Origin of the sequence: Flavobacterium sp. (assembly GCF_040402895.1) — a bacterium.
Lineage (GTDB): Bacteria > Bacteroidota > Bacteroidia > Flavobacteriales > Flavobacteriaceae > Flavobacterium.
The window spans coordinates 72,109-98,372 of sequence record NZ_JBBALR010000007.1 but is presented as its reverse complement, the minus strand read 5'-3'; the positions used below and the strand labels follow the sequence as shown (position 1 = coordinate 98,372).

Annotated in this window: 24 protein-coding genes and 1 tRNA gene; 6 read left to right on the top strand and 19 right to left on the bottom strand. The window is 30.5% G+C overall.

Translation table 11 applies throughout. The annotated features are described in order from the left end of the window. Positions 1-4: 4 nt before the first annotated feature. From ABWP60_RS07655 to ABWP60_RS07645, 3 genes are all read right to left on the bottom strand, one after another. Entirely contained in the window at positions 5-1,252 is a 1,248-nt protein-coding gene (locus ABWP60_RS07655) for an oligosaccharide flippase family protein (protein WP_353150824.1), read from the bottom strand. Beyond that, entirely contained in the window at positions 1,253-1,762 is a 510-nt protein-coding gene (locus ABWP60_RS07650; RefSeq protein WP_353150821.1) for a hypothetical protein, read from the bottom strand. 117 nt (positions 1,763-1,879) lie between these two features. Then, complete coding sequence (locus tag ABWP60_RS07645; RefSeq protein WP_353150819.1) at positions 1,880-2,413, bottom strand: hypothetical protein; 534 nt, start codon at positions 2,411-2,413, stop codon at positions 1,880-1,882. Positions 2,414-2,514: 101 nt separating this feature from the next. Between ABWP60_RS07645 and ABWP60_RS07640 the strand changes: the two genes are divergently transcribed. Next, entirely contained in the window at positions 2,515-4,011 is a 1,497-nt protein-coding gene (locus ABWP60_RS07640; protein WP_353150817.1) for a glucosyltransferase domain-containing protein, read from the top strand. A gap of 45 nt (positions 4,012-4,056) precedes the next feature. Here ABWP60_RS07640 and rffA read toward each other — a convergent pair whose 3' ends face one another. From rffA to ABWP60_RS07580, 12 genes are all read right to left on the bottom strand, one after another. Further along, entirely contained in the window at positions 4,057-5,184 is a 1,128-nt protein-coding gene (gene rffA, locus ABWP60_RS07635; RefSeq protein WP_353150814.1) for a dTDP-4-amino-4,6-dideoxygalactose transaminase, read from the bottom strand. Between the two features lie 5 nt (positions 5,185-5,189). After that, the gene (locus tag ABWP60_RS07630) at positions 5,190-6,653 is read right to left on the bottom strand and encodes a glycosyltransferase family 39 protein (protein WP_353150812.1); all 1,464 of its coding nucleotides are present in this window, start codon (positions 6,651-6,653) and stop codon (positions 5,190-5,192) included. Positions 6,654-6,657: 4 nt separating this feature from the next. Further along, on the bottom strand, positions 6,658-7,335 hold the full coding sequence (locus tag ABWP60_RS07625; RefSeq protein ID WP_353150809.1) for a GNAT family N-acetyltransferase: 678 nt from the start codon (positions 7,333-7,335) through the stop codon (positions 6,658-6,660). Beyond that, positions 7,320-8,252: a glycosyltransferase family 2 protein gene (locus ABWP60_RS07620; protein ID WP_353150806.1), complete on the bottom strand. Its 933-nt coding sequence runs from the start codon at positions 8,250-8,252 to the stop codon at positions 7,320-7,322. Before ABWP60_RS07620 ends, ABWP60_RS07625 begins: the two co-directional genes overlap by 16 nt. Before the next feature lie 4 nt (positions 8,253-8,256). Then, positions 8,257-9,108: a dTDP-4-dehydrorhamnose reductase gene (gene rfbD, locus ABWP60_RS07615; RefSeq protein WP_353150803.1), complete on the bottom strand. Its 852-nt coding sequence runs from the start codon at positions 9,106-9,108 to the stop codon at positions 8,257-8,259. Next, positions 9,102-9,653 (bottom strand): dTDP-4-dehydrorhamnose 3,5-epimerase, encoded by a 552-nt coding sequence (gene rfbC / locus ABWP60_RS07610; protein ID WP_353150800.1) that lies wholly within the window; start codon positions 9,651-9,653, stop codon positions 9,102-9,104. Before rfbC ends, rfbD begins: the two co-directional genes overlap by 7 nt. A 94-nt stretch (positions 9,654-9,747) precedes the next feature. Beyond that, entirely contained in the window at positions 9,748-10,605 is an 858-nt protein-coding gene (gene rfbA / locus ABWP60_RS07605) for a glucose-1-phosphate thymidylyltransferase RfbA (RefSeq protein WP_353150797.1), read from the bottom strand. A 65-nt stretch (positions 10,606-10,670) separates the two neighbouring features. Further along, positions 10,671-11,678, bottom strand: coding sequence for a dTDP-glucose 4,6-dehydratase (gene rfbB, locus ABWP60_RS07600; protein ID WP_353150794.1), 1,008 nt, complete (start codon positions 11,676-11,678; stop codon positions 10,671-10,673). Further along, complete coding sequence (locus ABWP60_RS07595; RefSeq protein ID WP_353150791.1) at positions 11,675-12,634, bottom strand: hypothetical protein; 960 nt, start codon at positions 12,632-12,634, stop codon at positions 11,675-11,677. The genes rfbB and ABWP60_RS07595 overlap by 4 nt, the downstream gene beginning before the upstream one ends. 4 nt (positions 12,635-12,638) lie before the next feature. Next, positions 12,639-14,324, bottom strand: a complete 1,686-nt coding sequence (locus tag ABWP60_RS07590; protein ID WP_353150788.1) for a DUF6909 family protein — start codon at positions 14,322-14,324, stop codon at positions 12,639-12,641. A 94-nt stretch (positions 14,325-14,418) separates the two neighbouring features. Beyond that, positions 14,419-15,903, bottom strand: a complete 1,485-nt coding sequence (locus tag ABWP60_RS07585; RefSeq protein WP_353150786.1) for a GH3 family acyl-acid amido synthetase — start codon at positions 15,901-15,903, stop codon at positions 14,419-14,421. A gap of 11 nt (positions 15,904-15,914) precedes the next feature. Continuing rightward, the gene (locus tag ABWP60_RS07580; protein ID WP_353150783.1) at positions 15,915-16,391 is read right to left on the bottom strand and encodes a peptidase; all 477 of its coding nucleotides are present in this window, start codon (positions 16,389-16,391) and stop codon (positions 15,915-15,917) included. A 134-nt stretch (positions 16,392-16,525) separates the two neighbouring features. On the opposite strand from ABWP60_RS07580, the gene ABWP60_RS07575 reads away from it, so the two are divergent. Next, a complete protein-coding gene (locus ABWP60_RS07575; protein ID WP_353150780.1) occupies positions 16,526-16,729 on the top strand; it encodes a Sec-independent protein translocase subunit TatA/TatB in 204 nt (67 codons plus the stop codon). 81 nt (positions 16,730-16,810) lie between these two features. On the opposite strand, the gene ABWP60_RS07570 is transcribed toward ABWP60_RS07575, so the two are convergent. Together ABWP60_RS07570 and rpiB are read right to left on the bottom strand one after the other, a co-directional pair. Beyond that, positions 16,811-18,943: a Tex family protein gene (locus tag ABWP60_RS07570; protein WP_353150777.1), complete on the bottom strand. Its 2,133-nt coding sequence runs from the start codon at positions 18,941-18,943 to the stop codon at positions 16,811-16,813. A 70-nt stretch (positions 18,944-19,013) separates the two neighbouring features. Further along, complete coding sequence (rpiB, locus tag ABWP60_RS07565; protein WP_353150774.1) at positions 19,014-19,445, bottom strand: ribose 5-phosphate isomerase B; 432 nt, start codon at positions 19,443-19,445, stop codon at positions 19,014-19,016. 694 nt (positions 19,446-20,139) lie between these two features. Between rpiB and rnr the strand changes: the two genes are divergently transcribed. From rnr to ABWP60_RS07550, 3 genes are all read left to right on the top strand, one after another. Further along, complete coding sequence (rnr, locus tag ABWP60_RS07560) at positions 20,140-22,317, top strand: ribonuclease R (RefSeq protein WP_353150771.1); 2,178 nt, start codon at positions 20,140-20,142, stop codon at positions 22,315-22,317. 31 nt (positions 22,318-22,348) lie between these two features. Next, entirely contained in the window at positions 22,349-23,017 is a 669-nt protein-coding gene (locus tag ABWP60_RS07555; RefSeq protein ID WP_353150768.1) for a head GIN domain-containing protein, read from the top strand. Between the two features lie 105 nt (positions 23,018-23,122). After that, positions 23,123-23,809 (top strand): LysE family translocator, encoded by a 687-nt coding sequence (locus tag ABWP60_RS07550; protein WP_353150765.1) that lies wholly within the window; start codon positions 23,123-23,125, stop codon positions 23,807-23,809. Between the two features lie 130 nt (positions 23,810-23,939). On the opposite strand, the gene ABWP60_RS07545 is transcribed toward ABWP60_RS07550, so the two are convergent. Both ABWP60_RS07545 and folB read right to left on the bottom strand, forming a co-directional pair. After that, positions 23,940-24,010, bottom strand: a tRNA-Cys gene (locus ABWP60_RS07545). Between the two features lie 83 nt (positions 24,011-24,093). Continuing rightward, the gene (gene folB / locus ABWP60_RS07540) at positions 24,094-24,450 is read right to left on the bottom strand and encodes a dihydroneopterin aldolase (protein ID WP_353150762.1); all 357 of its coding nucleotides are present in this window, start codon (positions 24,448-24,450) and stop codon (positions 24,094-24,096) included. Positions 24,451-24,549: 99 nt separating this feature from the next. Between folB and ABWP60_RS07535 the strand changes: the two genes are divergently transcribed. Further along, entirely contained in the window at positions 24,550-26,232 is a 1,683-nt protein-coding gene (locus ABWP60_RS07535; protein ID WP_353150759.1) for a glutamine--tRNA ligase/YqeY domain fusion protein, read from the top strand. Positions 26,233-26,264 lie beyond the last annotated feature (32 nt).

Here is a 26,264-nt window from a genome sequence, read left to right as displayed (position 1 = left end):
TCTTTTACAACTTATTTTTTAGTCGATAAAGATAGAAAATAATAATGATTAAATCTGTAGCAAGTAGTGAATAAAAAACCCCATATACTTGATAGTAGGGTAATAATATCACTATAGCAAGTAAATTAAAAACCACCATAATTGAGGTTACTCTTACATAAAACTTCTTAAAATTATAACCTAAAATCAATTGTTTTAATGGAATAGAAATGGCTAAAAGTACTGGAATAAAAACGGCTACTTCTAACAAACAACTTAAAACATAACGGTTGGTTGGGTTGAAATAAGAAACAATTTCATATGAAAAAAGAAAAAAGAAAGTCATCCCAAAAATTACCAGTACAAAGTTGACCCCATTATAAATTTTCCAGTTTTTCATTCCTCTTTTAGCGTCTACGTCTAGCAAATAACAAACTTTTGGAAAAACATAGTTGAAAAAAAGAAAAATATACGTTTTAAAAACAACAATAATTTGTTCAACAATCCTATACTGACCGGCCATCAAATTGCTTCCGAAAAAACTAACTAAGACAACTGGAGCATACAACTGAAGCGAAACAAATATTTGTGAAGAAAACATCGAAAAATCATTTCTTATATGACTTCCAACTTCGTCAATATTTATTTGAGAAAAGCTAAACTTGTATTTTTTTAATATTAATACAAAAACAAATAAATTAGCTACAATCATACCAATTCCCCACCATAAATTTACGAATACATAATCCGATTCTTGTTTTATAGTAGTATATATTGCAATTAAATAAATTGTTTTAGAAACAATATTTAAAAGTGTAATCCATTTTACGTTTTCTATCCCTTGCAAAAACCAAGTTGGATTTATAAACTGACCAACTAAAACAGATAACCCTAAGAAAAACATTGTTTTTTCTATTTTAAAAAACGGAATAGTATAAATTAAAATTGCAGTAATTAAAAGCACCCCAATTAAAATTATTGCTTTAACAGCATATGTTGTAGTGAAAATTTTATTTAATTCTTTTTGATTTTCTCGGTTTATAGCAACTTCTCTAACACCAATAATATCGGAACCAAAATCAATAAAAACAATTAGAAAAAAGCAAATAGCCATACCAACTGCCGTTTTTCCAAAATTTTCTTCTCCACAAACATTTACTAGATATGGAACTACTAATAAAGGGGTAACTAAATTGAACAATTGTCCAAAACCATAAATGCCTAGTTTTTGAAATTGTTGATGAAAAAGTATTTTTTTGAACAACTTTACCATTTATTTTTCTGAATAAAGTTGATTCAATCTTTTGAATAATTTGTCTCCTTTTGGGTAAAGTGATGGGCCATTAATTTGTTTTGGATTTTTTCTGTTAATGCTGCCATTTCGTTTGTCGACAACTGTGTTGTTTTCATCCACTCTAAAAATGTAAAAAATTTCTTTCCCTTTTACAGAAAAACTTTTATTCTTATATGTGAAATCCATTTTGTTTAAAATCACCTCCTTTTGAGAAATGTTTCTTCCAAAATCTAAACGAATCTGTTTTGGTTGAATAGAATCTGGGAAAACAAAACTGATTCTCTGATTTTTTTTACTACCATTAACTTTTAACCAATAAGATGCTTCGCCATAAAACTCTACTGATTTTGTGGATGTATAGTAAATCGCAATTGAATCTGGCTTTTGAATAACTACATCAATATCAATTTTTAATGAATGGGCTGGCTTAGTATTTGTACAAGCAACTATAAATGTTACAATAAAAAAAAATGTAAAATGTTTAATCATAATGAAAATTATTATTTTGTAAATATAGTAGATTTTAAAAACAAAAAAAAGCGAACACTTGTTCGCTTTATTATTCTCAAAACAATGAGAAAAGAAATTATATTAAATATGTAAAAATTACTTTCCTAATTTTTCAATTTCTTGTTTTAATGTAGGTTCTTGAGGGTAAAGGCATGGGTTTTGTCTTTTTCCATTTTCAACATTAGCTTTAACAACACCAGTTATAGCATCAAACTTACACGTGTTTTCATCCGCTCTAAAAAATGTTCCTATTTCAGCTCCAACTATTTCTCTTTTTTTACCATTATAGTCGAATGTTACAGATTTTAAAGTAATATCTGTTTGTTCTGGTTTAATCCCTAAGTCTAATCTTAATTGAGTTGGAACAACATCAGATGGAAATTCAAAAACTACAATTTGTTCATTTGTACTTCCTTCAATCGCTTTCCAAATTGCTTTTTCTCCAAAATTAATTGAACCATCTTCTGTATATAATAAACAAAAATCATCTTTCTTATCTGCAACAAATTTCAATGTAACTTTGAAAGGACTAGTTGCCTGATCATTATTAGTAGTATCTTTTGAATTATCTTTACATCCAACAAAACTAAGTATGCAAAATAGTAATGCTAATAAATTATTATTCTTCATGATTTATTAATTAAATTTAGTAGCAAAATAAAGCATTATTTTATAATTCCACAAATTAATTGTTATTTTTGCTTGATTTAAAAACTTATTAATTTAATAGTATGGACAATTTGCTAAATAAAGAATCGCAGAATGATTTTAAGTTGTATTTTTTTACAACTTTATTATCAATAATTTCTTATGGTTTTGCGCTTTCTAATTATACTTTAAGTGTAGATAATGAAATTCCAATTTTAGCAGATTTTGGATTAGATTTAGGTAGATGGGGTCAAAATTTAATTCGATTTCATCTTTTTAAAGGTCATTTAGAGTATTTTACAATGCTTATTGGATTGTTCTTTTTTAGTGTAACAGCTGTTAGATTAGCCAAATTATTTAATTTCAAAGAGGTATCAGCCTATCTTTTTTGTGGATTATTTATAACATTTCCTCAAATATCCTATCAAGTAGTTTTTTATATGATGTCTGACATTGCTGGTTTAGGTATGCTTTTGGCGGTTTTAAGTGTTGAATTTTTCATAAAAAATATAAATAACCCATCTAAAATAAAAATTATAAGCTATCTGCTATTGGCGTCATTATTGATTATGTTTTTAACTTCATTATATCAAATTCTCATAATCGTTCCAGCTACAATATATTTTATTCATTTTTTTCAAAACACTTTTAAAGAAGATTTTGATATAAAAAAAGAATTAAAAAACACTATTGTATTTGTTGGTTTAATGCTTTTTTCTGGCTTACTATATTTAATTTCAGTTAAGATTATTTGTCCTCCAATGAAAGACGATGGTTATTTGCAATCTTTTACTTCTGGGGGCACAAATAATATGTTTTCTATGTTTTTTGACGTTTGGAAAGAAAACATAAAGGGTAATTTTTATTATGGCGAAAAATTGTATGTGATTGTTTTAATTTTAAGTTTACTCTTATTAGTACAATTTATAATAAAAAAGAAATTTTTTATTATAAGGTTTCTAATATTGTTTTTTCTTCTTTTAAGTCCTTTTTTAGTTTCTTTTTTTATTACAAATGGTTATCATCCCCCAAGAATTTATGTTACTTCAGGACTGGTATTTGCTTTTATCATTGTATTTACAATAAATAATTTTAAAAAAACTATTCCATCTAATGTTTCAAATTTATTAGTTATTTCAATAATTATTTGTAATATTTATTTTATAACATCTCTTTTTTATGCTTGTAATAAAATATATTTATACGATAAAAGAAATGCTGAGAAAATGTATGATTTATTACTAAAAAAATATCCAAATTTTGAAACAACAGAAAAGGTTGTATATTTTCATGGTTTTTATGAATTTGATAAACATCAAGTTTTTAGATTAGAAAGAAGTGAGATTTTTGGAGGTTCAATTTTTCAATGGGGAGAAGCAGATAATTATAGGGTTAATAATTTTTTCAAATTATCTAACATTGCCGATTTTAATATGGTTAACAAGGAACAATATGAAAGTATTAAAGATTCAATTGATGCTATTCCTGTTTGGCCAAATGAAGGTTCAATAAAAATGGTTAATGGTGTGGCCATTTTTAAAATAAGCGATAAAAAAGGAGCTAAATTATATTTTGAATAAAATATATATAACTAAAAAACGCTTCCAAATACTTGGAAGCGTTTTTTAGTTATAATTTAATAAAACACTAACGACTGAATCGCTTTCTAGCTCAAAAAATAATGGTAAACGAAGTAAACAATCTGTAAATTTATCTGTTTCAGGCAACATTCTATCATCGTGTTTTTCCTTATAAAAAGGGCTTTTATGCAAACTGATATAATGAAAAACAGCCATAATTTTGTTTTCTTTTAAATGTTGAATTAGACTTGTTCTTTGCTCTAAATTTTTACATACTAAAAAAAACATATGTGCATTATTTGTGGCATAGTTTGGAATTTCTGGCAAACTAATTTTATTATGATTTGCCCATTCGGAAAGTAAGGAATTATATTTCTCCCAATGTGTTTTTCTAGTTTTTTGAATATCTTCTAAATTTTCCAATTGTGCCCATAAAAAAGCGGCAATAATTTCAGATGGTAAAAAAGAACTTCCAATATCAACCCAGCCATATTTGTCTACTTCTCCTCTAAAAAAAGCAGAACGATTAGTCCCTTTTTCCCAAATAATTTCCGCTCTGTTTATAAATTGCTCGTCATTTATGGCTAACATTCCGCCTTCACCAGAAATAATATTCTTCGTTTCATGAAAAGAAAATGCGGCTAAATGCCCAATGGAACCCAATGGTTTTTTAATTCCGTCTTTTCCTGTATAGTAACTATCTATTGCTTGAGCAGCATCTTCAACTACAATCAAATTGTGTTTTTTGGCTAATTCCATAATTGCATCCATGTCACATGCAACTCCAGCATAATGTACTGGGACAATCACTTTTGTTTTTGGAGTAATTAATGCTTCCAATGAAAAACAATCCATATTTGGATGATTAGGTAAACTATCTGCAAAAACGATTTTCGCACCTCTTAACACAAAAGCATTAGCAGTTGAAACAAAAGTATATGACGGCATAATTACTTCATCTCCTTCTTTAAGATTGATAAGTATGGCGGCCATTTCTAACGCATCAGTACAAGATGTTGTTAAAAGTGTTTTTTTAAAACCATATTTTTCTTCGAAAAATTGTTGGCATTTTTTGGTGTATTTACCGTTGCCCGAAATATGACCAGATGCTACTGCTTCTTTAATATATTCTGTTTCTTTTCCTGTGAAATAAGGCTTATTAAATGGTATCATCTGCTTTATTTTTTTAATTCATAATACGTTGCCCATGCACGATAGCCATTATATTGCTTTTTAACGGTGAAATGTTTATTTAAAAATTCGATAGTAGGTTTGTCTACCGAATCAAAGCGTTTAAAAGCATCTATGTACCAAAACGAAGTCATCTTGCTTGGGTATTTTTTTAATTGTGCATGAATATTGTTTAAAGATAAATTTTTTAATTTAATTTTTGTTTGCTCGGGTCTAAAATAAAATTTATACCAATATTCTTGATTGCTATAAGTAGGTGCGTTTTGTATGTTGTTTGTTTTAACAAAAGTTGCCGCTTCTCTATATTGTGCATGCGTAATGGTCGTATATTGTTTTTTAACAACAAAAAGATGAGTCAACATAAAAAACACCATCACAAACACAGCTATTCCTTTTCCTACAGTCCCTTTTATTGATGCAATGGTAATGGAAACGCATATAAATATAACCGGTAATACACTCACAAAATATCGGGTTAATAAGTAAGATATAGGTCCGTATGATTTTACAAATAAAAAAGACAAAAAGACAAAAAACCAAAAAAATAAAACCAAGAAACCAAAAAACAATTTGTTCTTTATCACTTTGTTGTAGGTCCATTTTTTTGGCTCATTATTATTAAAAATTAAAAGTAAATAATACACCATAAAAGGAGTAATCAACGCAAGAAGTATTTCCGAATTTCCAAAAAAGTTCTTAAAAATTATAGCCAACGAATCGTCTTGTGGTGCTGGTGTCCAAAATTTCTTATAGTTTAATAATTCTTTTAATTTTTGGTAATTTACAATAAACGCTCCAAAAATTATAAAGACCGCTACAGCTCCTTTTTGTATAAAGGCAATCCTTTTATTTTTGGGTAAAAGAAACAATAAACACAACAAAATTAAGCCCTGTGAAACGACATTTATAGGAGCAAAAAAATTAAAATTTACTAAAAAACCTGTTGTTAAGGCATATAATAGAACGTATTTCCATGTTGGTCTTTTGATGTAAATAAGCAGGGTGTAAAATGACAAACAGACAAATAAAAAATAAAGAGAATACGCCCTTGCGTCTTGAGAAATATAAATGTGATAATTACTAACTGCAACTAATAAAGAGGCAAACAAACCTACTTGTTTGGTGTGAATTTTTTTGCCCAGCAAATAAACCGCATATACCCCTAAAATTCCAGCAAGCACAGAAACCATTCGGGCAACAAGACTAGAGTAACCAAATGCTACATAAAACCCTTTAACAATAATAAAATATAAAAAAGGGAAGCTTTCTCTACTAACAATTTCTTTATGAAATTGACTCCATGTTAAATCAGGATTCGTTACCGCCATCGTATACAATTCGTCTAACCACATAGACTGAAAATCTAGATGATAGACTCGAAGCACTGCGGCTAGTATCATAATTATTATAAGCCATTTGTTTTGTGCTATTTGAGTAGCTAATGTGTTCATGAATTTAATCTTTCCAATAATGAGTAATTGTAGTTTGTTCTATAATTTTATAACCTTGTTTAGTATAAAAATTACAAGCTTGAGTATTAGTCATTTGTGTTGGGATAACAATTGATTTGCTCTTTTTTTCAACTAAAAAATATTCCAAAGTATGTATGAGTTTACTGCCAATTCCTTTTCCTTGAGCCTCTGGATTTACTGCAATCAACCCAACACTGGCGGTGTCTTTCACTAATTTAAAAGTCACTAGGCCTAAAATATGATTGTTTTCTCTGTAAACAAAAATATCGTCGGCAAATTGTTTGTTTAAAGAATTATCAATCCATAAACAATATAATTCTTTAAATTTTGCTTCGGTAAATTTTGTGTCCAATAAAAACCGACTTTGTTTGCCGCTCTCATAGGCTAATTCGTAAAGTTCTTCGATGGTATATGAACAATCAAAAATAGAACAAATAGTCGAACTAGGTGCTTCAAGCGGTTGTAATTTCTTGCTAAATTTAACTTTTTCCTCTGAAAAAGTTTTTGTAAAACTCGGTATATCATATGTTGTTGCCTCTTTTGAAAGCACATATAGTAAATCAAAACCAGACACATCTATACCTGTTGAAAAAGAATCGAGGGTTAATTCTCCAACATTCAAATTAAAAAAAGCGGAATCCCATTCTAGTTTTTTAAGCATACAATTTCATCAATAATATATACGGGTCTATTTTTTGTTTGATCAAATATTTTTCCAATGTAAATTCCTGTTACGCCAATAGTTGTAATTATAATGCCTGATAAAAACCAAATAGAAACTATAATTGATGTATACCCTAATACGGCAATTTCGTTATTCATAGCTTGGTATAAATAATACACCCCTACGCCAAAAGAAAGCGCAGAAATTAACATGCCAAACTTGACAAATAATTTTAAGGGTTTGTTTGAAAAAGAAATAATAGTATTAAAGGCTAAGCTAATTAATTTTGAAAAACTATAGGTTGAATTTCCTTCCTCTCTTTGTGCATGCTCCACAGGTATTGATATAGTATTATAGCCAACATAATTAATAAAAAGCGGAAAAAATTTAATACTATCACCCAGCTGTAAAACAGATTGAATGGCTTTTTTATGATAAATACCAAAATTTGCAATTTCATTATCATAAACCGTATCGGTAAAAAAACCGTATATTTTAGAAAATACTTTAGAATACATTTTTTTTAAAAAACTATCTTCTCTAACGGTTCTTCTGGCTTGGACTACTTCAAAACCTTCAAGTGCTTTTTCATATAGTTTACTTATTTCTTTTGGTTGGTCCTGTAAATCACAATCCATTACCACTATCCATTCTCCATTTGCCTGACTTAATCCCGCCATAATAGTAGGGTGTTGACCAAAATTTCTACTTAAGCGGATGCACTTTACTTCCCTATGTTCCTGAGCTATTTTTTTCATAACCTCCCAAGAATTATCATTGCTTCTGTCGTCAACTAAAATAATTTCATAAGAAACACCCATTTTTGTAACCGTTTTTTTTAGTTCCAAAACTAATTTTTCTACTATTTTATCTGCTCTATAAACTGGGCTTACAATGGATATAGTTGGGTTCATCATTTTATTTTTTTATTTGTTCTTGCCAATTTGAAATATTGATTCCAAAAACCGTTTTTATTTTTGATTTGTCTAACACACTATAAGCGGGTCTTTTTGCCGGTGTTGGGTAGGCGGAAGAAGGTATAGGATTTACGTTTACCGATAGTTGATATTGTTTAAATATTTCCGCTGCAAACTCATACCAGCTACACTGCCCTTCATTACTATAATTGTAAATTCCAAAAGGGTATTGGGTGTTGGGTGTTGGGTGGTGGGTGCTAATAATAGTTAATAAACATTCCGCTAAATCCACAGCGTTTGTTGGTGTGCCGATTTGATCTGAAACTACAGATAAACTATCTCTTTCAGATGCCAGTCGCAACATAGTTTTCATAAAATTATTGGCAAATTGCGAATATACCCAAGAGGTTCTGATGATAAAATGTTTGTTCCAAGTACTTGCTATAGCTTGTTCGCCTTGTAATTTGGTTACGCCGTAAACGCCTGTTGGATTTGGAACATCATCTTCTAAATAAGGTTGATTGGCTAATCCGTCAAAAACAAAATCGGTGGAAACATGAAGTAAAACGGTGTCATACGTTTTACAAACGGCAGCTAAGTTTTGTGCTCCAATTACATTGATTGCATAGGCCTTTTCTGGTTCAGTTTCCGCTTTATCAACTGCAGTATACGCCGCTGTGTTTATACAAAAATTAGGTTTAAATTTTTCGAAAACAGATTCGCAATTGGTTGTATCAGTAATATTTAATTCTGATGACGAACAAAAAATTATATCAAGGGAATGAAAATTTCCTGCAACCGATTGAATAGCTTGTCCTAATTGTCCGTTTGCGCCTGTTACTAAAACTACCATACTTTTTTTGCATTATTTAAAGTGGGTAATATTTGATCTTTTTCTGAAATAATCAGTTGTTCCAATGGAAAATTCCAATCAATATTTATAGTTGGGTCGTTATAGATTAATCCGCCTTCTGAATCTTTATTGTAGAAATTATCACATTTGTAAAAAAAAGTCGCTGTTTCGCTCAATACTAAAAACCCATGGGCGAAACCTCTTGGAATAAAAAATTGTTTTTGGTTATCTGCAGTTAATAGTACCGATTCGTATTGTCCAAAAGTGGGTGAATTAGGTCTTATATCAACCGCGACATCTAATACTTCACCTTGTAAAACTCGTACTAATTTAGCTTGCGCATGATCTCCTGTTTGGTAGTGTAATCCTCGTAATACCCCTTTAGTTGAAAAAGACTGATTGTCCTGAACAAAAGCAATTTTTTGCCCCACACCTTCAAAAAAAGTATTCTCGTTGAAACTTTCCATAAAATAACCGCGTTCGTCTTTTATTATTTTTGGCTCAAGGACAAAACATCCTTTTAATTTGGTTTCTATAAATTTCATTTGTTCAATGTCAAAAGTCAATTATAATGTCAAAAACAATATTAATAATGAAATTAATTTTATTCTTACTACTTAATTCTAAAAATCTTACTACTTAAATTATACTCATTAAATGTGTTCCATAGCCGCTTTTTAGAAGTGGTGCTGCAATTTTTTTCAACTGATCTGCATGGATAAAGCCCATTTTATATGCTGCTTCTTCTATAGCACCAATTTTTAATCCTTGGCGCTCTTCGATAACTTGAACGAATTGCCCCGCTTGCATTAAGGATTGGAATGTTCCTGTATCTAACCAGGCTGTTCCTCTATCTAAAATACTAACTTTTAATTTTCCTTGTTCTAAATAGGCTTTATTGATGTCGGTAATTTCCAATTCGCCACGGTGACTTGGTTTTATGTTTGCCGCAATTTCAATTACGGAATTATCGTAAAAATAAATCCCTGGAACTGCAAAATTTGATTTAGGATGAGTTGGTTTTTCTTCTATAGAAAGCACTTTACCTGTTGCGTCAAATTCTACCACTCCATAACGTTCCGGATCGTGTACATGATAGGCGTAAACAATTCCGCCATCTGGATTATTGTTTGCTTGAAGCAATTCCGCTAATCCAGTTCCATAGAAAATATTGTCTCCTAAAACTAAAGCCACTTTATCGTTTCCTACAAATTCTTTTCCAATAATAAATGCTTCTGCTAATCCATTTGGGTGTTCTTGTACTGCATATTCAAAACGACAACCTAATTGACTTCCATCACCCAATAAATTTTGAAATAACGGCAAATCGTGAGGTGTAGAAATAATTAATATTTCGTTAATTCCTGCCCACATCAAAGTTGAAAGCGGGTAATAAATCATTGGTTTATCGTAAATAGGCATTAATTGTTTGCTTACGGCTAAAGTTAATGGGTGTAAGCGAGTTCCTGAGCCTCCGGCTAATATAATTCCTTTCATAAATTTTAGAGTGAAAGTGAAAAGTGAAAAGTGAAAAGTTGAACTATCAACTATTAACTCCTAACTTAAAACTTATTAATATACCATTCGATTGTTTTTTTAATTCCTGATTCAAAATTTTCGTCTGCTTTCCATCCCAATTCGGTTTCAATTTTAGTTGCGTCAATTGCATAACGTAAATCATGGCCTGGTCGGTCTGTTACAAATGTAATTTGGTCTTGGTATTTTCCTGATGCTTTTGGTTTCAATTCGTTTAAAATAGTACAAACCGTATCTACAATATATAAATTATTGCGTTCGTTTCTTCCTCCAATATTGTATGTTTCTCCAGCTTTTCCGGTTTTAAATGCTAATTCAATTCCTTTACAATGGTCTAAAACATATAACCAATCGCGTACGTTTTTACCGTCTCCATAAATGGGAATATTTTCACCAGAAATTGCTTTACGAATTATGGTTGGAATTAGTTTTTCATTATGTTGTTTTGGTCCGTAATTATTGGAACAATTAGTGGTTACTACATTCATTCCATAGGTATGAAAATAACTACGAACAATCATGTCTGAACCAGCTTTTGATGCAGAATAAGGGCTGTTTGGCGCATAAGGTGTAGTTTCTTCAAACAAACCAGTTTCACCCAATGTTCCGTATACCTCATCTGTAGAAACGTGATGAAAACGCGCGTTTACAAAGTCAGAATTATATTGATTTGGTGCAGACATCCAAAGTTTTCTAGCCGTATCTAATAAATTAAATGTTCCTAAAACATTGGTTTTAATAAACGCTTCAGGGCCCGAAATAGAATTATCAACATGACTTTCTGCGGCAAAATGAATGACATCATGAAATTGATATTTATCAAATAAACTTTTAATAAATTCGGCGTCTACAATATCGCCTTTCACAAACGTATATCGTTCATGATTTTCAACTTCTGACACGTTTTCTAAATTTCCTGCATACGTTAATGCGTCTAAATTTACCAAATGATAATCAGGATTATTCATTATAAAATAAGGAACAAAATTTGCTCCAATAAATCCGGCTCCGCCAGTTACTAAAATGTTTTTCATGACGCTTGAATACGTTTTTGTTGTTGTTTATATGTTTTTGAAAACCAATAACTTAGTAAATAAAATAATACAAATAAAAACGGTAAAATAAATTTCATTTTATTGTTTGCTCCGCTTGTATTGATTTGATTTGACACAATATCTTGGTCCTTAATTATTTTTTCAAATTCTAATCTGTTTGTTGCTAATCTGTGATTTTCAATAATTAAATTATCCTTTTTTTGAATTAAATCACTCAATCCCGTGTTTTCAGATATAGAAACACTACTTCCTGTTTTATTGTGACTTAAACTTAAAACAATTTGATCTATCTGATCAATAATTGAATTATTAGCTTTTATTTTCTCTTCTAAATTATTTTGTTGAATTTTCTGAAGATTAATAAAATATTCTGATTTTTGTAAATAGTTTACTATTGGATCAATTAAATCTTTTTGATTGTAAGCTATAGCGGTTTTAATGTTTATCCCATGTAAATAATAGTTTTTACTGGTGGTATTCTCTTCTATGATTTTTTGAAGATCGCCGTCTTCAGCCATTAATTTAACCAATTCAAAATTATTTTTTTGACTTTCCGAATTAATAAAATTATAAATTCCGTTTATAGGTTGAATTTCAATAGAAATAAAATCTTTAATATTTTTAATGCCAATTTTAGTAAAAAACGCCTGATCTTTTTCTTTTAATTTTAAAGAAATTAAATTTATTTTATCGTACAAATACTCATTGCTTCCAAAATTCGGAATCACCACAATACCACTTGTATAGTTAGGTTCTTTGTCTAAATAAAAACCTAAACCTCCTCCAATTACAAATAAAACAAACACAATTACTAGTTTCTTTTGTATAAAAAACAACAAATCGAAACACTTGTTTATTCCTTTTTGGAATACTTTTGAAATGCTTTTTCCAATTTGGCTTAAATCAATTTCCTGCTCTTGAGAATTTGTACTCATACTCTTAGTTTACGTTAAAAATTTGTTCTAATATTTTAATAGTAATTAAATACGTTGGTTTTACGCCGGTGGTTCCTAAGCCTCCAGAAGCCAGTGTGCTACCTGTTTCTAAAGGATTGTCTGAAGCGTAGTACGCATATCTTACTTTTACGTTGGTATTGATGCTTTTTCTAATTCTTGAAGCAGATTGAATGGCTTTTTGATAATACGAACCCTCCATTTCTAAGCCAATGGCTTCCCAAGTGGATTCGTGGAAAAATTTTAGTAAATCTCTATTCTGTAAAGACGTTCCTAAAACAGTTATCATAGGTCCTGTAAAAACAGGTATCCCATTTCCTTCAAACATTTCTTTTGTAAGTTCATTTTCGAAATGATAATTATCTGCTGTTCCTTCATTTACGTGCGCGTTAGGTATCATAATGTCGCCTTTACCACCCTCTAAAATTCCGGCTTTACCCATTACAGAAACCGATTCTACATTTAAAAATGTCTTAGTTGTATCAACTTTATACGGTTTTAAAAGTTCATCAATAGTTTCGTACGCTTGTTCGCCAAAAGCATAATCCATTACAATAAGCACAGGTTTTTCTTGTAAAGCTATAGTTGGAAAGGCTGTTTTTTTCCAATCGAACTTTGCGGTGTCAAAAATTTGTACGTCAATATTGGTTCCCGAAGTGTCTGGTAATGAAATCATTCCTTGCTGCAAAGCTACTTCTTCTACTTTCTTACGTAAATCTTTATGTGCCGAAGAACTTAAATCTTCATAAATTTGAAAGGCTTCTTTACCTTCGTATTTTGTGGCTAAAACTGCAGGTGCAAAAATCGAATTCATTACACTGTGCATGTTCGCACTAATTATGTGAATCGGTCGTTCTAATAAGTTGTTTTTGCTAAGTGTTTCTTTAATGTTGTTGGCCCAAATTTCACCATAAATATGATGCCCTAATCGTTCTCTTAAAATCGGACTAAAAGTGATGGTGCGTTTATTATTGTCTACTATTTCTTCAATTGCAATTTTTCCTAGCCAATATATAATTTGTAAAAAACGCTCTGGCGCTTCAGCTCTGGCAAACCCATCATAAATGTCTTGAACTTCTGCAAAGGTTCTTCCCAACACATTAGACGCGTGCGATATTGCAATTTCTCTTTGTACTTGCGTAAATTTTTTAGTTTGAAGGGCAAATTGTTCCAGTTTTTCCCAATCGCGAGAAACCAAACCTTCATCATCAATTAAAACTCTGTCTTTAATTTTATGCGATTCGATAAAAATAAAAGTTAAATGAGTTAAAATATCATAAATATCGGAACGGCCTCGGGTAATTTCAATATTCATTTGTTCGTCATCTATACGATAACAATTTCTTCTTCTTTTTGGTGGAACAATGGCTTTAAAGTGGGAATTGGCATAGCCTTCATCCGATGTTAAGTTGATATAACGACATTGCTCAATTCCTACAGGTAAACGCTCAATTACGTATAATAAACCGTTTAACTCTACTTTTTCTTCTGCAATGGAACCATAAATTTCAGGTCGTAAGGACAATAAAGCTTCACGTAACGTTTCTCCCGAAACACCCATTGGTTTGTAAAAACCTCTGTTAAATAAGTGCCGCATGGTAATATACAATCGTTCTATAGCTGCCGACGATTCTTGTGCCCGAGAACGCGAAATATTTTTAATGTCTCTCATTAATTTTTATTAAATCACCAACAAATGTAATAAATTTATTTTTTAGTTGGCTTTCGGTCATTTTACGTTTATTGAAAGTTACTACTTTCTAGATTTACATTGTAAAAAAATCAGCAATCTTTCTATCATTACTTAGTCTGGGTAATTTGTTTTGTCCGCCTAATTTTCCAATAGATTTCATGTACTCTTGAAAACCATTTTTTACCACTTTCGTAATTACTAAAGTTCGCAACACACTGCCTTTAATCAAATCATCGTAATAGCCATTTTGTTGGCGCATTTCGAAATCAATTTTCAGAGCAAAAGCGTCCAAATCTTCTGGCTCCGAATCAAATTCTATGAACCATTCATGATAAGGCAAACCGCTTTTTGGATTAATTTGTGGCGCAACCGTAAACTCATTTACGCTTATGTTTGTTCCTAAAATAACGCTTTGTAACGCATTTTCTACTTCTTTTCCAATCACGTGTTCGCCAAAAGCAGATATGAAATGTTTAATTCTTCCAGTAACAATAATCCGATACGGGTTTGTAGAAGTAAACGCAATTGTATCGCCAATATTGTAGGCCCAAAGTCCTGCATTGGTAGAAATAATCAAAACATAATTTACGTTAATTTCTACCTCGCTAATTGTCAGTCGTTTTGGGTTTTCAGTAAAAAAATCCTCTACTTTAATAAATTCGTAGAAAATTCCAGAATTTAGTAGTAATAACATCCCTTTTTCGGTTTGCGAATCTTGATAAGCAAAAAACCCTTCGGAAGCAGGAAATAACTCAATTGAATCTACTTTTCTACCTATTAATTGTTCAAATTTGGCACGATAAGGTTCATAATTCACCCCGCCATAAATAAATAAATTGAAATTTTTAAACAACTCGCCAACAGGCAAATTCGATTTTGTTTTTAATTTTTCGAAATACATTTGCACCCAACTTGGAATACCTGAAATCACCGTCATGTTTTGATGAAATGTTTCTGCTACAATGGCATCTACTTTGGTTTCCCAATCTTCAATACAATTGGTTTTCCAACTTGGTAATCGGTTTTTTTGTAAATATTTTGGGACGAAATGCGCTACAATTCCGGAAAGCCTGCCTAACTTGATTCCATTTTTTTCCTCCATTTCTGGACTTCCTTGTAAAAAAATCATTTTTCCATCCACAAAATCGGATTTTCCTGTTTCATGAATGTAACTTAAAATGGCATTTTTTGCTGCTTTAATATGAAATGGCATTGATGCTGCTGTGAGCGGAATGTATTTAACTCCCGATGTAGTTCCTGATGTTTTGGCAAAATATAACGGTTTGCCTTTCCATAAAATATCAGATTCACCAGCTACAACTTTAGCTACATACGATTTCAATTGTTCGTAATCTCGAACAGGCACTTGCTTAGCAAAATCTTCAAATGTTTTGATCTTTGAAAAGTGATGCTCTTTTCCAAATTGCGTGTTTTTTGCTTGATGTAATAATGATTGAAAAACCTTTTCTTGAGTAACAACAGGAGAATTAGCCCATTTTTGAGTTTGTTTGTGCGAATGTCTGGCGAGTATTTTAGCTGCAACTGCTTTTATGGACATAGTAGTAGGTTTTATTTTTTTGCTTTTTGTTCAAGTTGATTTACTTCTTTTCTAAGTCGTAACTCTTTTTCAGAAACGGTAACATCCATTATTTCTGTAGCGTTTTCAGCAACTTTAATAGAATCTTTATTAAGTTTTGCAAATTCTAAATCTCCTTTTAATACCGCTTTTACAGCCTGAATGTAGGCGTTATTTTCTTTTGTAACTTTTAATAAAGAATCGGATTTAATTGTTAATGCCGCGGCTTGTTTTTTTAATTCTGTAGAAGCGTAACCCGGAATATACTCCCGTAAAGGCGTAAAAGCAATAATAAACGTCGTGACAAAAATAATTAAAATAGCGCTTAAAGAAGACGCAATAAATACATTCATTAACGTTAATTTTAATGAAAATGATTCTTCTAAGGTGTCTTCATTATAGATTATGAGACGCCTTTTGCTTACTAATTTTTGCTTTAAAGCTTGAAATTTTAATCTTTTTTGAGACATATCTCTTGATTTTATACAAATATAATACAAATAGCCCATGTGCCAATTAGTAAATGTATCAATAAAAAGGAATAATTTTATTTGTGTTTTAATTTTTTATGTACCTTTGTAATCTAAATTTAAAATTTAAAAACATGAATTCTTTATATATAACTTTAGGTGCGATTGGCGGAACGGAGTGGATTATTATCATAGCTGTTGTTGTTTTGTTTTTTGGAGGTAAAAAAATTCCAGAATTAATGAAAGGACTTGGTGGTGGTATCAAGGAATTTAAAAAAGCAGCAAAAGGTGAAGACGAAACTACAGTAGTTAAAAAAGAAGAAGAAACAAAAGAATAAATTTTTTAAAATTCCAATATAAAAATTCCAAATTCCAAATTTTAAAACTTGGGATTTGGAATTTTTTTTGTTTTTGGTTTTTTACAATATCATAGTTAACTGAATGCGCTTTCTGGCTTCGTCTACCTCAACGACTTTTACTTGCACGTGTTGGTGTAATTTTACGACTTCGTTTACATCGGAAACGAAACCAGCTTTCAATTGCGAAATGTGCACCAAACCACTTTCTTTGGTTCCAATATCAACAAAACAACCAAAAGCGGTAATATTGTTTACTATTCCAGGTAAAATCATTCCTGTTTTTAAATCTTTTATTGTGCGAACATTTGGGTCAAATTCGAAAACTTTCGCAGCTTTTCTTGGGTCTAATCCAGGTTTTTCTAATTCTTTTAAAACGTCTTTAAGTGTTAAAATTCCAATTTCTGGAGTAATGTATTTTTCAGGAGAAATCTGCGTGATTTTTTCTTTATTTGCAACCAATTCGTTTGTTTTTACCCCTAAATCTTTAGCCATTTTTTCAACAATTCCATACGCTTCTGGATGAACAGCTGAATTATCCAACGGGTTTTTTCCTTCTTTAATTCTGATAAACGCCGCCGCTTGTTGGTATGCTTTTTCACCCAAACGAGGGACTTTTTTTAGTTGTTTTCTGTCTTCAAAAGGACCGTTTTCAGAACGATAGGCAACAATGTTTTCTGCCATTTTTTCTCCAATTCCAGACACATAGCTCAACAACGATTTACTTGCGGTATTTACGTTAATTCCAACTGCATTTACACAACTCATTACCACCGAATCTAATTGCTCTTTTAATTTGTTTTGATCGACATCGTGTTGGTATTGTCCAACCCCAATTGATTTAGGATCTATTTTTACTAATTCTGCTAACGGATCAGATAAGCGTCTTCCAATAGAAACAGAACCTCGTACTGTTACATCATAATTAGGAAATTCATCACGAGCAATTTTACTCGCCGAGTACACCGAAGCGCCAGCTTCTGAAACCACAAAAACCTGAACGGGTTTATCAAAAGCAATTTTTTTAATAAAAAATTCGGTTTCACGCGATGCCGTTCCGTTTCCAATAGAAATAGCTTCAATATTATAAGCATTTACCATAGAACGGATTTTTTTCATCGCCATAGCGCTATCGTTTTGTGGGGCGTGCGGATAAACGGTTTCATTATTTAGTAAATCTCCTTTTTCATCCAAACAAACCAATTTACAGCCACTTTTATAACCTGGGTCGATTGCTAAAATGCGTTTTTCTCCTAATGGTGGGGCCAATAACAACTGACGTAAATTTTCTGCAAAAACAGCAATAGCTTTGATGTCGGCTTTGGTTTTGGCTTCTTGCAACGTTTCGTTTGAAATAGCGGGTTCTAATAATCTTTTATAACTGTCTTTTATCGCTTTTTCAATTTGTTCGGCGCTTTCATTATTAGTTTTAATTAAATTGTCTTCCATAAAACGAATCACTTCGCTTTTGTCGTCATCATTTAATCCTACATTTAACTTAATAAATCCTTCGGCTTCAGCACGTAACATGGCTAATAATCGATGTGATGGAGCTTTGGTAATGTTTTCAGACCAATCAAAATATTGGGAAAATTTTTGAGCGGCTTCGTCGTCTTTTTTAGTTTTTATTACTTTAGTGGTAATTTCAGCTTTACGCAGAAAGGTTCTTCGTAACGATTTTCGAATAAAAATATTTTCGTTTATCCATTCAGCTATAATATCTCGTGCGCCTTGAAGGGCTTCGTCTTCATTGGTAACTTTTTCGTTTAAATATTTCGATGCCAAAAACTCAATATCCTCATTTTTTTGAGACATTATTATTTTTGCTAAGGGTTCCAATCCATTTTCACGCGCCGTGTCTGCTTTGGTTTTTTTCTTCTTTTTATAAGGTAAATAGAAATCTTCTATTTCTTGTAAATCAAAACTAGCATCAATTTTAGATTTCAATTCGGGCGTAAGTGTGTTTTGTTCTTCAATGGATTTTAAAACACTTTCTTTTCGTTTTACAATTTCTATAAATTGTTTATTTAATTTTGAAATGGTTTCAATTTGCACCTCATCTAAATTTCCAGTTTGATCTTTACGGTAACGCGAAATAAACGGAATTGTACAATCGTCTGAAAGTAATTGTATGGTAACTTCAATGCTTTTTACGGCAATATTGGTTTGGTTTTGAATGAATTGGATTGCGGTCATTGTAAAAAACTAATATAAAATATAAATTCCGCCAAAACTGACGGAATTTGAAAAGTAATGTTTAAAAAAATTATTTACAAGCAATTTTATTTACTCTGTTTGCGTGTCTTCCACCTTCAAAATCGGTGATTAAAAACGTAGCTATCATTTCCACAGCTTGTTGTATAGAAGTATAACGAGCCGGAATAGAAATAATATTCGCATCATTATGTTGACGCGCTAATGCTGCAATTTCTTTCGTCCAACATAAAGCAGCACGAATATCTTGGTGTTTGTTTACCGACATCGCAATTCCGTTTCCAGAACCACAAATTACAATTCCAAAATCTGCTTTTTTACTTGCAACATCATTCGCCACAGCGTGACCAAAATCTGGATAGTCAACACTTTCAAAAGTATCTGTTCCGTGGTTAATAACTTGATGGTTGTTGCTTTCTAAAAAGTTAACTATTGCTTTTTTGTAGTCTGGACCTGCGTGGTCGTTACCAATTGAGATTGTCATAATTGTGTGTTGTGATGTTACTATTATTTTACAAAAATAATCAATATGTAGCGTTTCATAAAGTAAATTTGTAAATATTATTGGTTTCCTATTTAAATGTTTTTACAAAAACCAATCAAAAAAAAAGCGTTGTTAATACTTTTTGATAATTACTTGATAATCAGTTAATGTTAATTTAACATTATGTGTTAATAACTAAAGATAGAAAATAATAAGTTTTTTATAGTTGTAAAATTAAAATTTGTAATGCAAATCTTAAAATTAAAATCAAAATTTAGTTGTTACTTTTTATTGTTATTTTATGAATAGTTTTTTCTTGTTTATTAACAAAAAACAAAAACTTAGTTATGTACAAAAAACTATTAGATTTAGATTTTAACAGGTGTTTATAATATTAAAAAACAAAATCTAATAGTATTGAAAAAGAATACTTTACAATAAATTTACATTGTTTATTAAGTTGTATAACTTACAATAAGTTTGTAAACCTATATTTAAAAATAAATTTATACCACATATTAACACGCTATAATAAACATCAATAATTTAAATTTAATTAAAATCTTTTTTTGTTGTTTTTAATATATGTTGAAAACTTTTAAGTTTTAGAAAATTAAAATTTTATTAAATCTTACTACTTAATTCCTTTTTCTTATTTCTTCTTTGTACTTTTAATGCATATTAAGAATGATATATGAAAAAGAATTTTAGAAAAATGACAAAAAAAGCCAAAGATTTTTCGGCTCACGTATATAAAATACTATCCGCTTCACCTACTAAAGACTTTAATTACAAACAAATTGCAGCGATAATTGAAGTGAATGATACGCAAAGTAGAAACGAAATTATTAAAGAATTAGGTATTTTAAAGAAAGCAGGTAAAATAGAAGAAACCGAACGTGGTAAATACAAAATAATATCAAAAGCAGAATATTACGAAGGAACTGTAGATATGACCTCTCGTAAATCGGGATATTTTGTTTGTTCTGAATTAGAAGATGATGTATATATTCCTTTTATAAATTTAAATCATGCTTTAGATGGAGATAAAGTAAGGTGTTATATTTACAATAGAAGAAGTTCTAGAAAGCCAGAAGCAGAAGTTTTAGAAATTTTAGAAAGAGCTAAAACAGAATTTGTTGGGGTTATTGATATTCAGAAAAATTTTGGATTTGTAACTACAACCAATGCTAAAATGTATACGGATATTTTTATTCCTAAAAATGAGATATCTACTGCAGAACATGGTGATGTTGTGTTAGTTTCAATGGTGGATTGGCCAAAAAAAGCCGATTCGCCTTTTGGAAAAGTAATTAAAGTATTAGGAAAACCTGGAGAACATAATACAGAAATTCACGCTATTTTAGCAGAATACGGTTTACCATATGATTTTCCTATTGAAGTAGAAGCGTATGCAAATCAAATAGATACTTCAATTACAGAAGAAGAAATTGCAAAACGTAGAGATATGCGAAATATCTTAACCTTTACAATTGATCCTAAAGATGCAAAAGATTTCGATGATGCTTTATCTTTTCAAGTATTACCAAATGGAAATTATGAAATTGGTGTACATATTGCTGATGTATCTCATTATTTACATGAAGGAACTATTTTAGATGAAGAAGCTTATAATAGAGCTACTTCTGTATATTTAGTAGACAGAGTGGTTCCTATGTTACCAGAAGTATTATCAAATTTTGCTTGTTCATTACGTCCAAATGAAGAAAAATATACATTTTCAGCTATTTTTCAATTAAATAATAAAGCGGAAGTGGTAGATTCTTGGTTTGGAAGAACGGTAATTTATTCAGACCAACGTTTTTCGTATGAAGAAGCACAAGAAATTATTGAAAGTAAATCTGATATAATTCCAGCTCATATTTCATTGACTGGAAAAGAGTACCACACACCAAAACCAATTGTAGAAGCCACTTTAAAAATGGACGAATTAGCAAAAATTCTTCGTAGAAAAAGAATGAATGCAGGTGCTATTTCTTTTGATAAAGTAGAAGTAAAATTCAATTTAAATGAACATGCAGAACCTGTTGGCGTATATTTCAAACAAAGTAAAGATGCTAATCATTTAATTGAAGAATTTATGTTATTAGCCAATAGAAAAGTAGCTGAATTTATCGGAAAACAAAAGAAAACTTTTGTATATAGAATTCACGATGAACCAAATGAAGATAAATTATTCGGTTTACAAAACGTAATTTCTAAATTCGGATACAGTTTAAATTTAAAATCGAAACAAGATATTTCTGCTTCGTTAAATAAATTATTAGAAGAGGTTCAAGGAAAAAAAGAGCAAAATATGGTAGATACACTTACCATTCGTTGTATGAGTAAAGCAGTATATTCTACAGATAATATTGGTCATTATGGCTTAGCGTTTGATTATTATTCGCATTTTACTTCTCCAATTCGACGTTATCCGGATGTAATGGCACACCGTTTGTTGCAGTTTTATTTGGATGGTGGAAAAAGTGTTAGTGAAGAAGCTTTTGAAGAAAAATGTATGCATTCGTCCGATAGAGAAATTCTAGCGGCTAAAGCGGAAAGAGATTCGGTAAAATATATGCAAGTAAAATACATGCAAGACCATAAAGATCAAGAATTTTTAGGTGTAGTTTCTGGTGTTACCGAATGGGGAATTTATGTAGAAATTATCGAAAATAAATGTGAAGGAATGGTGCGTATTAGAGAAATTAAAGATGATTATTACACGTTTGATGACAAACAATATGCTTTAGTAGGTGAAGTTTCTAAAAATATTATACAATTAGGAGACGAAGTATATGTAAAAGTAAAAAATGCCGATTTAGTAAAAAAACAATTGGATTTTCATTTTGTAAGAGAAAATAAATAAAAATATTTATAATATTAATAAAATTAAAAACATGAAAAAAATTATTTATTCCTTAATATTATTCAGTTCAATAACTTTCGCACAAACCGAAAGATTTGTTGGCGATTTCAATAAAGTAACCTCTTTTGATAAAATAGACGTGTTATTACTTTCAGGTACTGAAAATAAAGTAATTTTAAATGGTACTAATTCTGAAGAAGTAGAATTAATAAACAATAATGGTGAATTAAAAATTAGAATGTCATTAACAAAAATGCTAAGTGGTGACAATGTTTCAGCAACCGTTTATTATAAAAAATTAAATGCTTTAGAAGCTAATGAAGGTAGTAGAATTTCTTGTGAAACAGAAATAAAAGCGATTGGTTTTGATATCATTACCAAAGAAGGTGCAGAAATTGTTTTAAATAATCTTATAGCAGATAAATTAAAAGCGCGTTGCGGCGCAGGAAGTATAGTTACTATAAAAGGAACGGTAAAAAATCAGGATATTTTAGCAAATTCAGGAGCTAAATATGATGGACAAGATTGCATAACCCAACAAACTACAGTAACAGTAAATGCAGGTGGAATTGCTAATATAAACGCTTCAGATTTAGCGGATGCTAAAACCCGAGCAGGCGGAATAATTACTATTTACGGCAATCCAAAACAAATAAATCAAAAATCGGTTGCTGGCGGTAAAATTATTCAAGCAAATTAAAATTAAGTGAATAGTAATTAGTGAATAGTAATTAGATTTTATTATTTTTGTTTATATAGCAAATACTATTTTACTTTTAACTATTCACTAATTACCATAATATAAATGATTCACGATATATTATTAGCTATTCCTTGGGCATTTTTGTTGGCCATTTCAATTGGTCCTGGTTTTTTTATGATACTAGAAACCAGTATTACAAAAGGATTTAAAGCCGCTTTTACATTAGATTTAGGAATTGTTTTTAGTGATATTTTTTTTATACTAATTGCTTATTTTGCTACCAATCAAATATTATCACAACTAAAAGATAATCCGGTATTATATATTTTTGGAGGAATTATTATGTCTGTATACGGGTTGATTTCGTATATACAATTAAAGAAAAAATTTAACGAGAAAATGGATGATGATGACGAAGAAGACATCCAAAAAAACAACTATTTAGGATTGTTTTTTAAAGGTGTTTTTTTAAATATTATTAATATTGGTGTCTTGGGTTTTTGGATGATGATTATTATAACTCACGGTCCAAAATTAGAAATGAACCCGTTGCGTATTTTTGTTTTTTTTACTTCAATTTTAGTGTTTTATTTACTAATTGATATTTATAAAATACTATTAGCCAAGCAATTAAAACACAAATTAACGCCAAATAACATCTATAAAATTAAAAGAATTATTAGTATAGTAATATTAATTTTTGGGGTGTTTTTTATCCTTCAAGGGCTTTTTCCAAAAAGCAAACAAATCGTAAATAAAAAATTAGGGATAGAGCAGGTTGTGAAGTAATTTCACAAAAAAAGAGCTACTATTTCTAGTAACTCTTTTTGAATTATCGACGGATTCGAACTATAACTTTAATTAATTTTTTCTAAGAAATTACAAAAAAAAGAGCTACTTTTTCAAGTAACTCTTTCAGAGGCATCGTCCGGATTCGAACCGGAGTAGACGGTTTTGCAGACCGGTGCCTAGCCGCTCGGCCACGACGCCGTAATTGGATTGCAAATATAGATATAAAAATTTCAATATTCAAATCACAAATTCCAAATATTTTAAAAGATAGTTTTTAAAAACTATCTTTTTTTACTCATAATTATAGTAACTCCTTCAACATCACCACCAATAGGAGGATTTAATTTAGTTACCTGAACTTCAATTTTTAAAACCGAAAGCAATTCTTTTAAAACCCGATCTATAATTCTTTGTGCCACGTGTTCTAAAAGTTTGGCGCGTATTGCCATTTCTTCCACCACAATTCTATTCAAATCTACATAGTCTACTGTATCATGTAGTTCGTCTGTTTGAGCCGATGGTTTTAAATTGGTTTTTACAGTTAAATCTATTTTATAATTACTTCCAATTTTTGCTTCTTCTTCTAAACATCCGTGATAGGAAAAGGTTCGAATATTAGTTAATTTTATGATTCCCATTATTTATTTGATATTAGATGTTTGTAACAATTCTTTTACACTCATAAACATTTTAAACTTCTAAACTTATTGTTATCTTTGTCAAAATTACAAATTCTTATGTCTGCAGAAGAAAAATCTTTAAATTTTATAGAACAAATTATAGAAGACGATTTAAAAAATGGTTTATCTTCTGATAAATTACGTTTTCGTTTTCCTCCAGAACCTAACGGATATTTACATATTGGTCACGCCAGTGCTATTTGCCTTAATTTTGGTTTAGGCATAGATTATAATGCGCCTGTTAATTTGCGGTTTGATGATACGAACCCTTCAAAAGAAGAACAAGAGTTTGTGGATGCAATTAAAAAAGATGTCGAATGGCTTGGTTTTAAATGGGATAAAGAATGTTATGCCTCAGATTATTTCCAACAATTATATGATTGGGCAGTAGAATTAATTAAAAAAGATAAAGCTTATGTAGATAGTCAGTCTTCTGAAGATATGGCCATTCAAAAAGGAACGCCCACTTCACCAGGAACAGATTCGCCTTTTAGAACCCGTTCCATAGAAGAAAATTTAGATTTATTTACACGTATGAAAAACGGAGAATTCGAAAAAGGAACTCACGTTTTACGTGCTAAAATAAGTATGAAGGCCAATAATATGTTGATGCGAGATCCTATTATTTATCGTATTATGCACGCACATCATCATCGTACAGGGAATGATTGGTGTATTTATCCAATGTACGATTGGGCACATGGAGAAAGTGATTATTTAGAACAAATTTCACATTCTTTTTGTACGTTAGAATTTTTACCACATAGAGAATTATATGATTGGTTTTTAAATCAAATTTATGACGAAACCAAAGTACGACCAAAGCAAAGAGAATTTGCTCGTAGAAATTTATCGCACACGGTTGTTTCTAAACGTAAATTATTACAATTAGTTGAAGAAAAGCACGTTACCGCTTGGGACGATCCGAGAATGAGTACGATTTCAGGAATGAGAAGAAGAGGAATTACAGCAACCGCTATTAGGAATTTTGCTAATACAATCGGAATTGCAAAACGAACCAATTTAATTGATGTATCGCTTTTAGATTTCTGTATTCGTGAAGATTTAAATAAAATTGCACCTCGTGTGATGGCGGTTTTAAATCCAATAAAACTAGTTATTACAAATTATCCTGAAGGAAAAGAAGAATGGTTAACTGCCGAAAACAATCCAGAAGAAGAAATAATGACTTATAGAGAAGTTCCTTTTTCTAAAGAATTATATATTGAAAGAGAAGATTTTCAAGAAGAAGCACATAAGAAATTTTTCCGTTTAACTTTAGGAACTGAAGTACGTTTAAAAAATGCGTATATCATTAAAGGGGAATCAGTTGTAAAAGATTCAGAAGGAAATATTACCGAAATTCATTGTACTTACGATGTAGATTCTAAATCGGGTAGCGGCACAGAAGCTAGTAATAGAAAAGTAAAAGGTGTAATTCATTGGGTTTCTATAGCACACGCTAAAGAAGCAGAAGTTAGATTATATGACCGTCTTTTTACACACGAAAACCCAGACGGAAACAAAGAGGTTGATTTTAAAGAATACATCAATCCAGAGTCTTTAAAAGTGATTACGGGTTATGTTGAGCCAAGTTTACAAACCGCAAAAGAACTAGATCATTTTCAATTTCAGCGTTTAGGTTATTTTTGTGTAGATAGAGATGCTTCAGCAGAAAAATTAGTTTTTAACAAAACGGTTGGCTTAAGAGACACTTGGGCAAAAGTTTCTGAACAATAAAAAAAGTATTAAGATTCTTGTACTAAGAATTA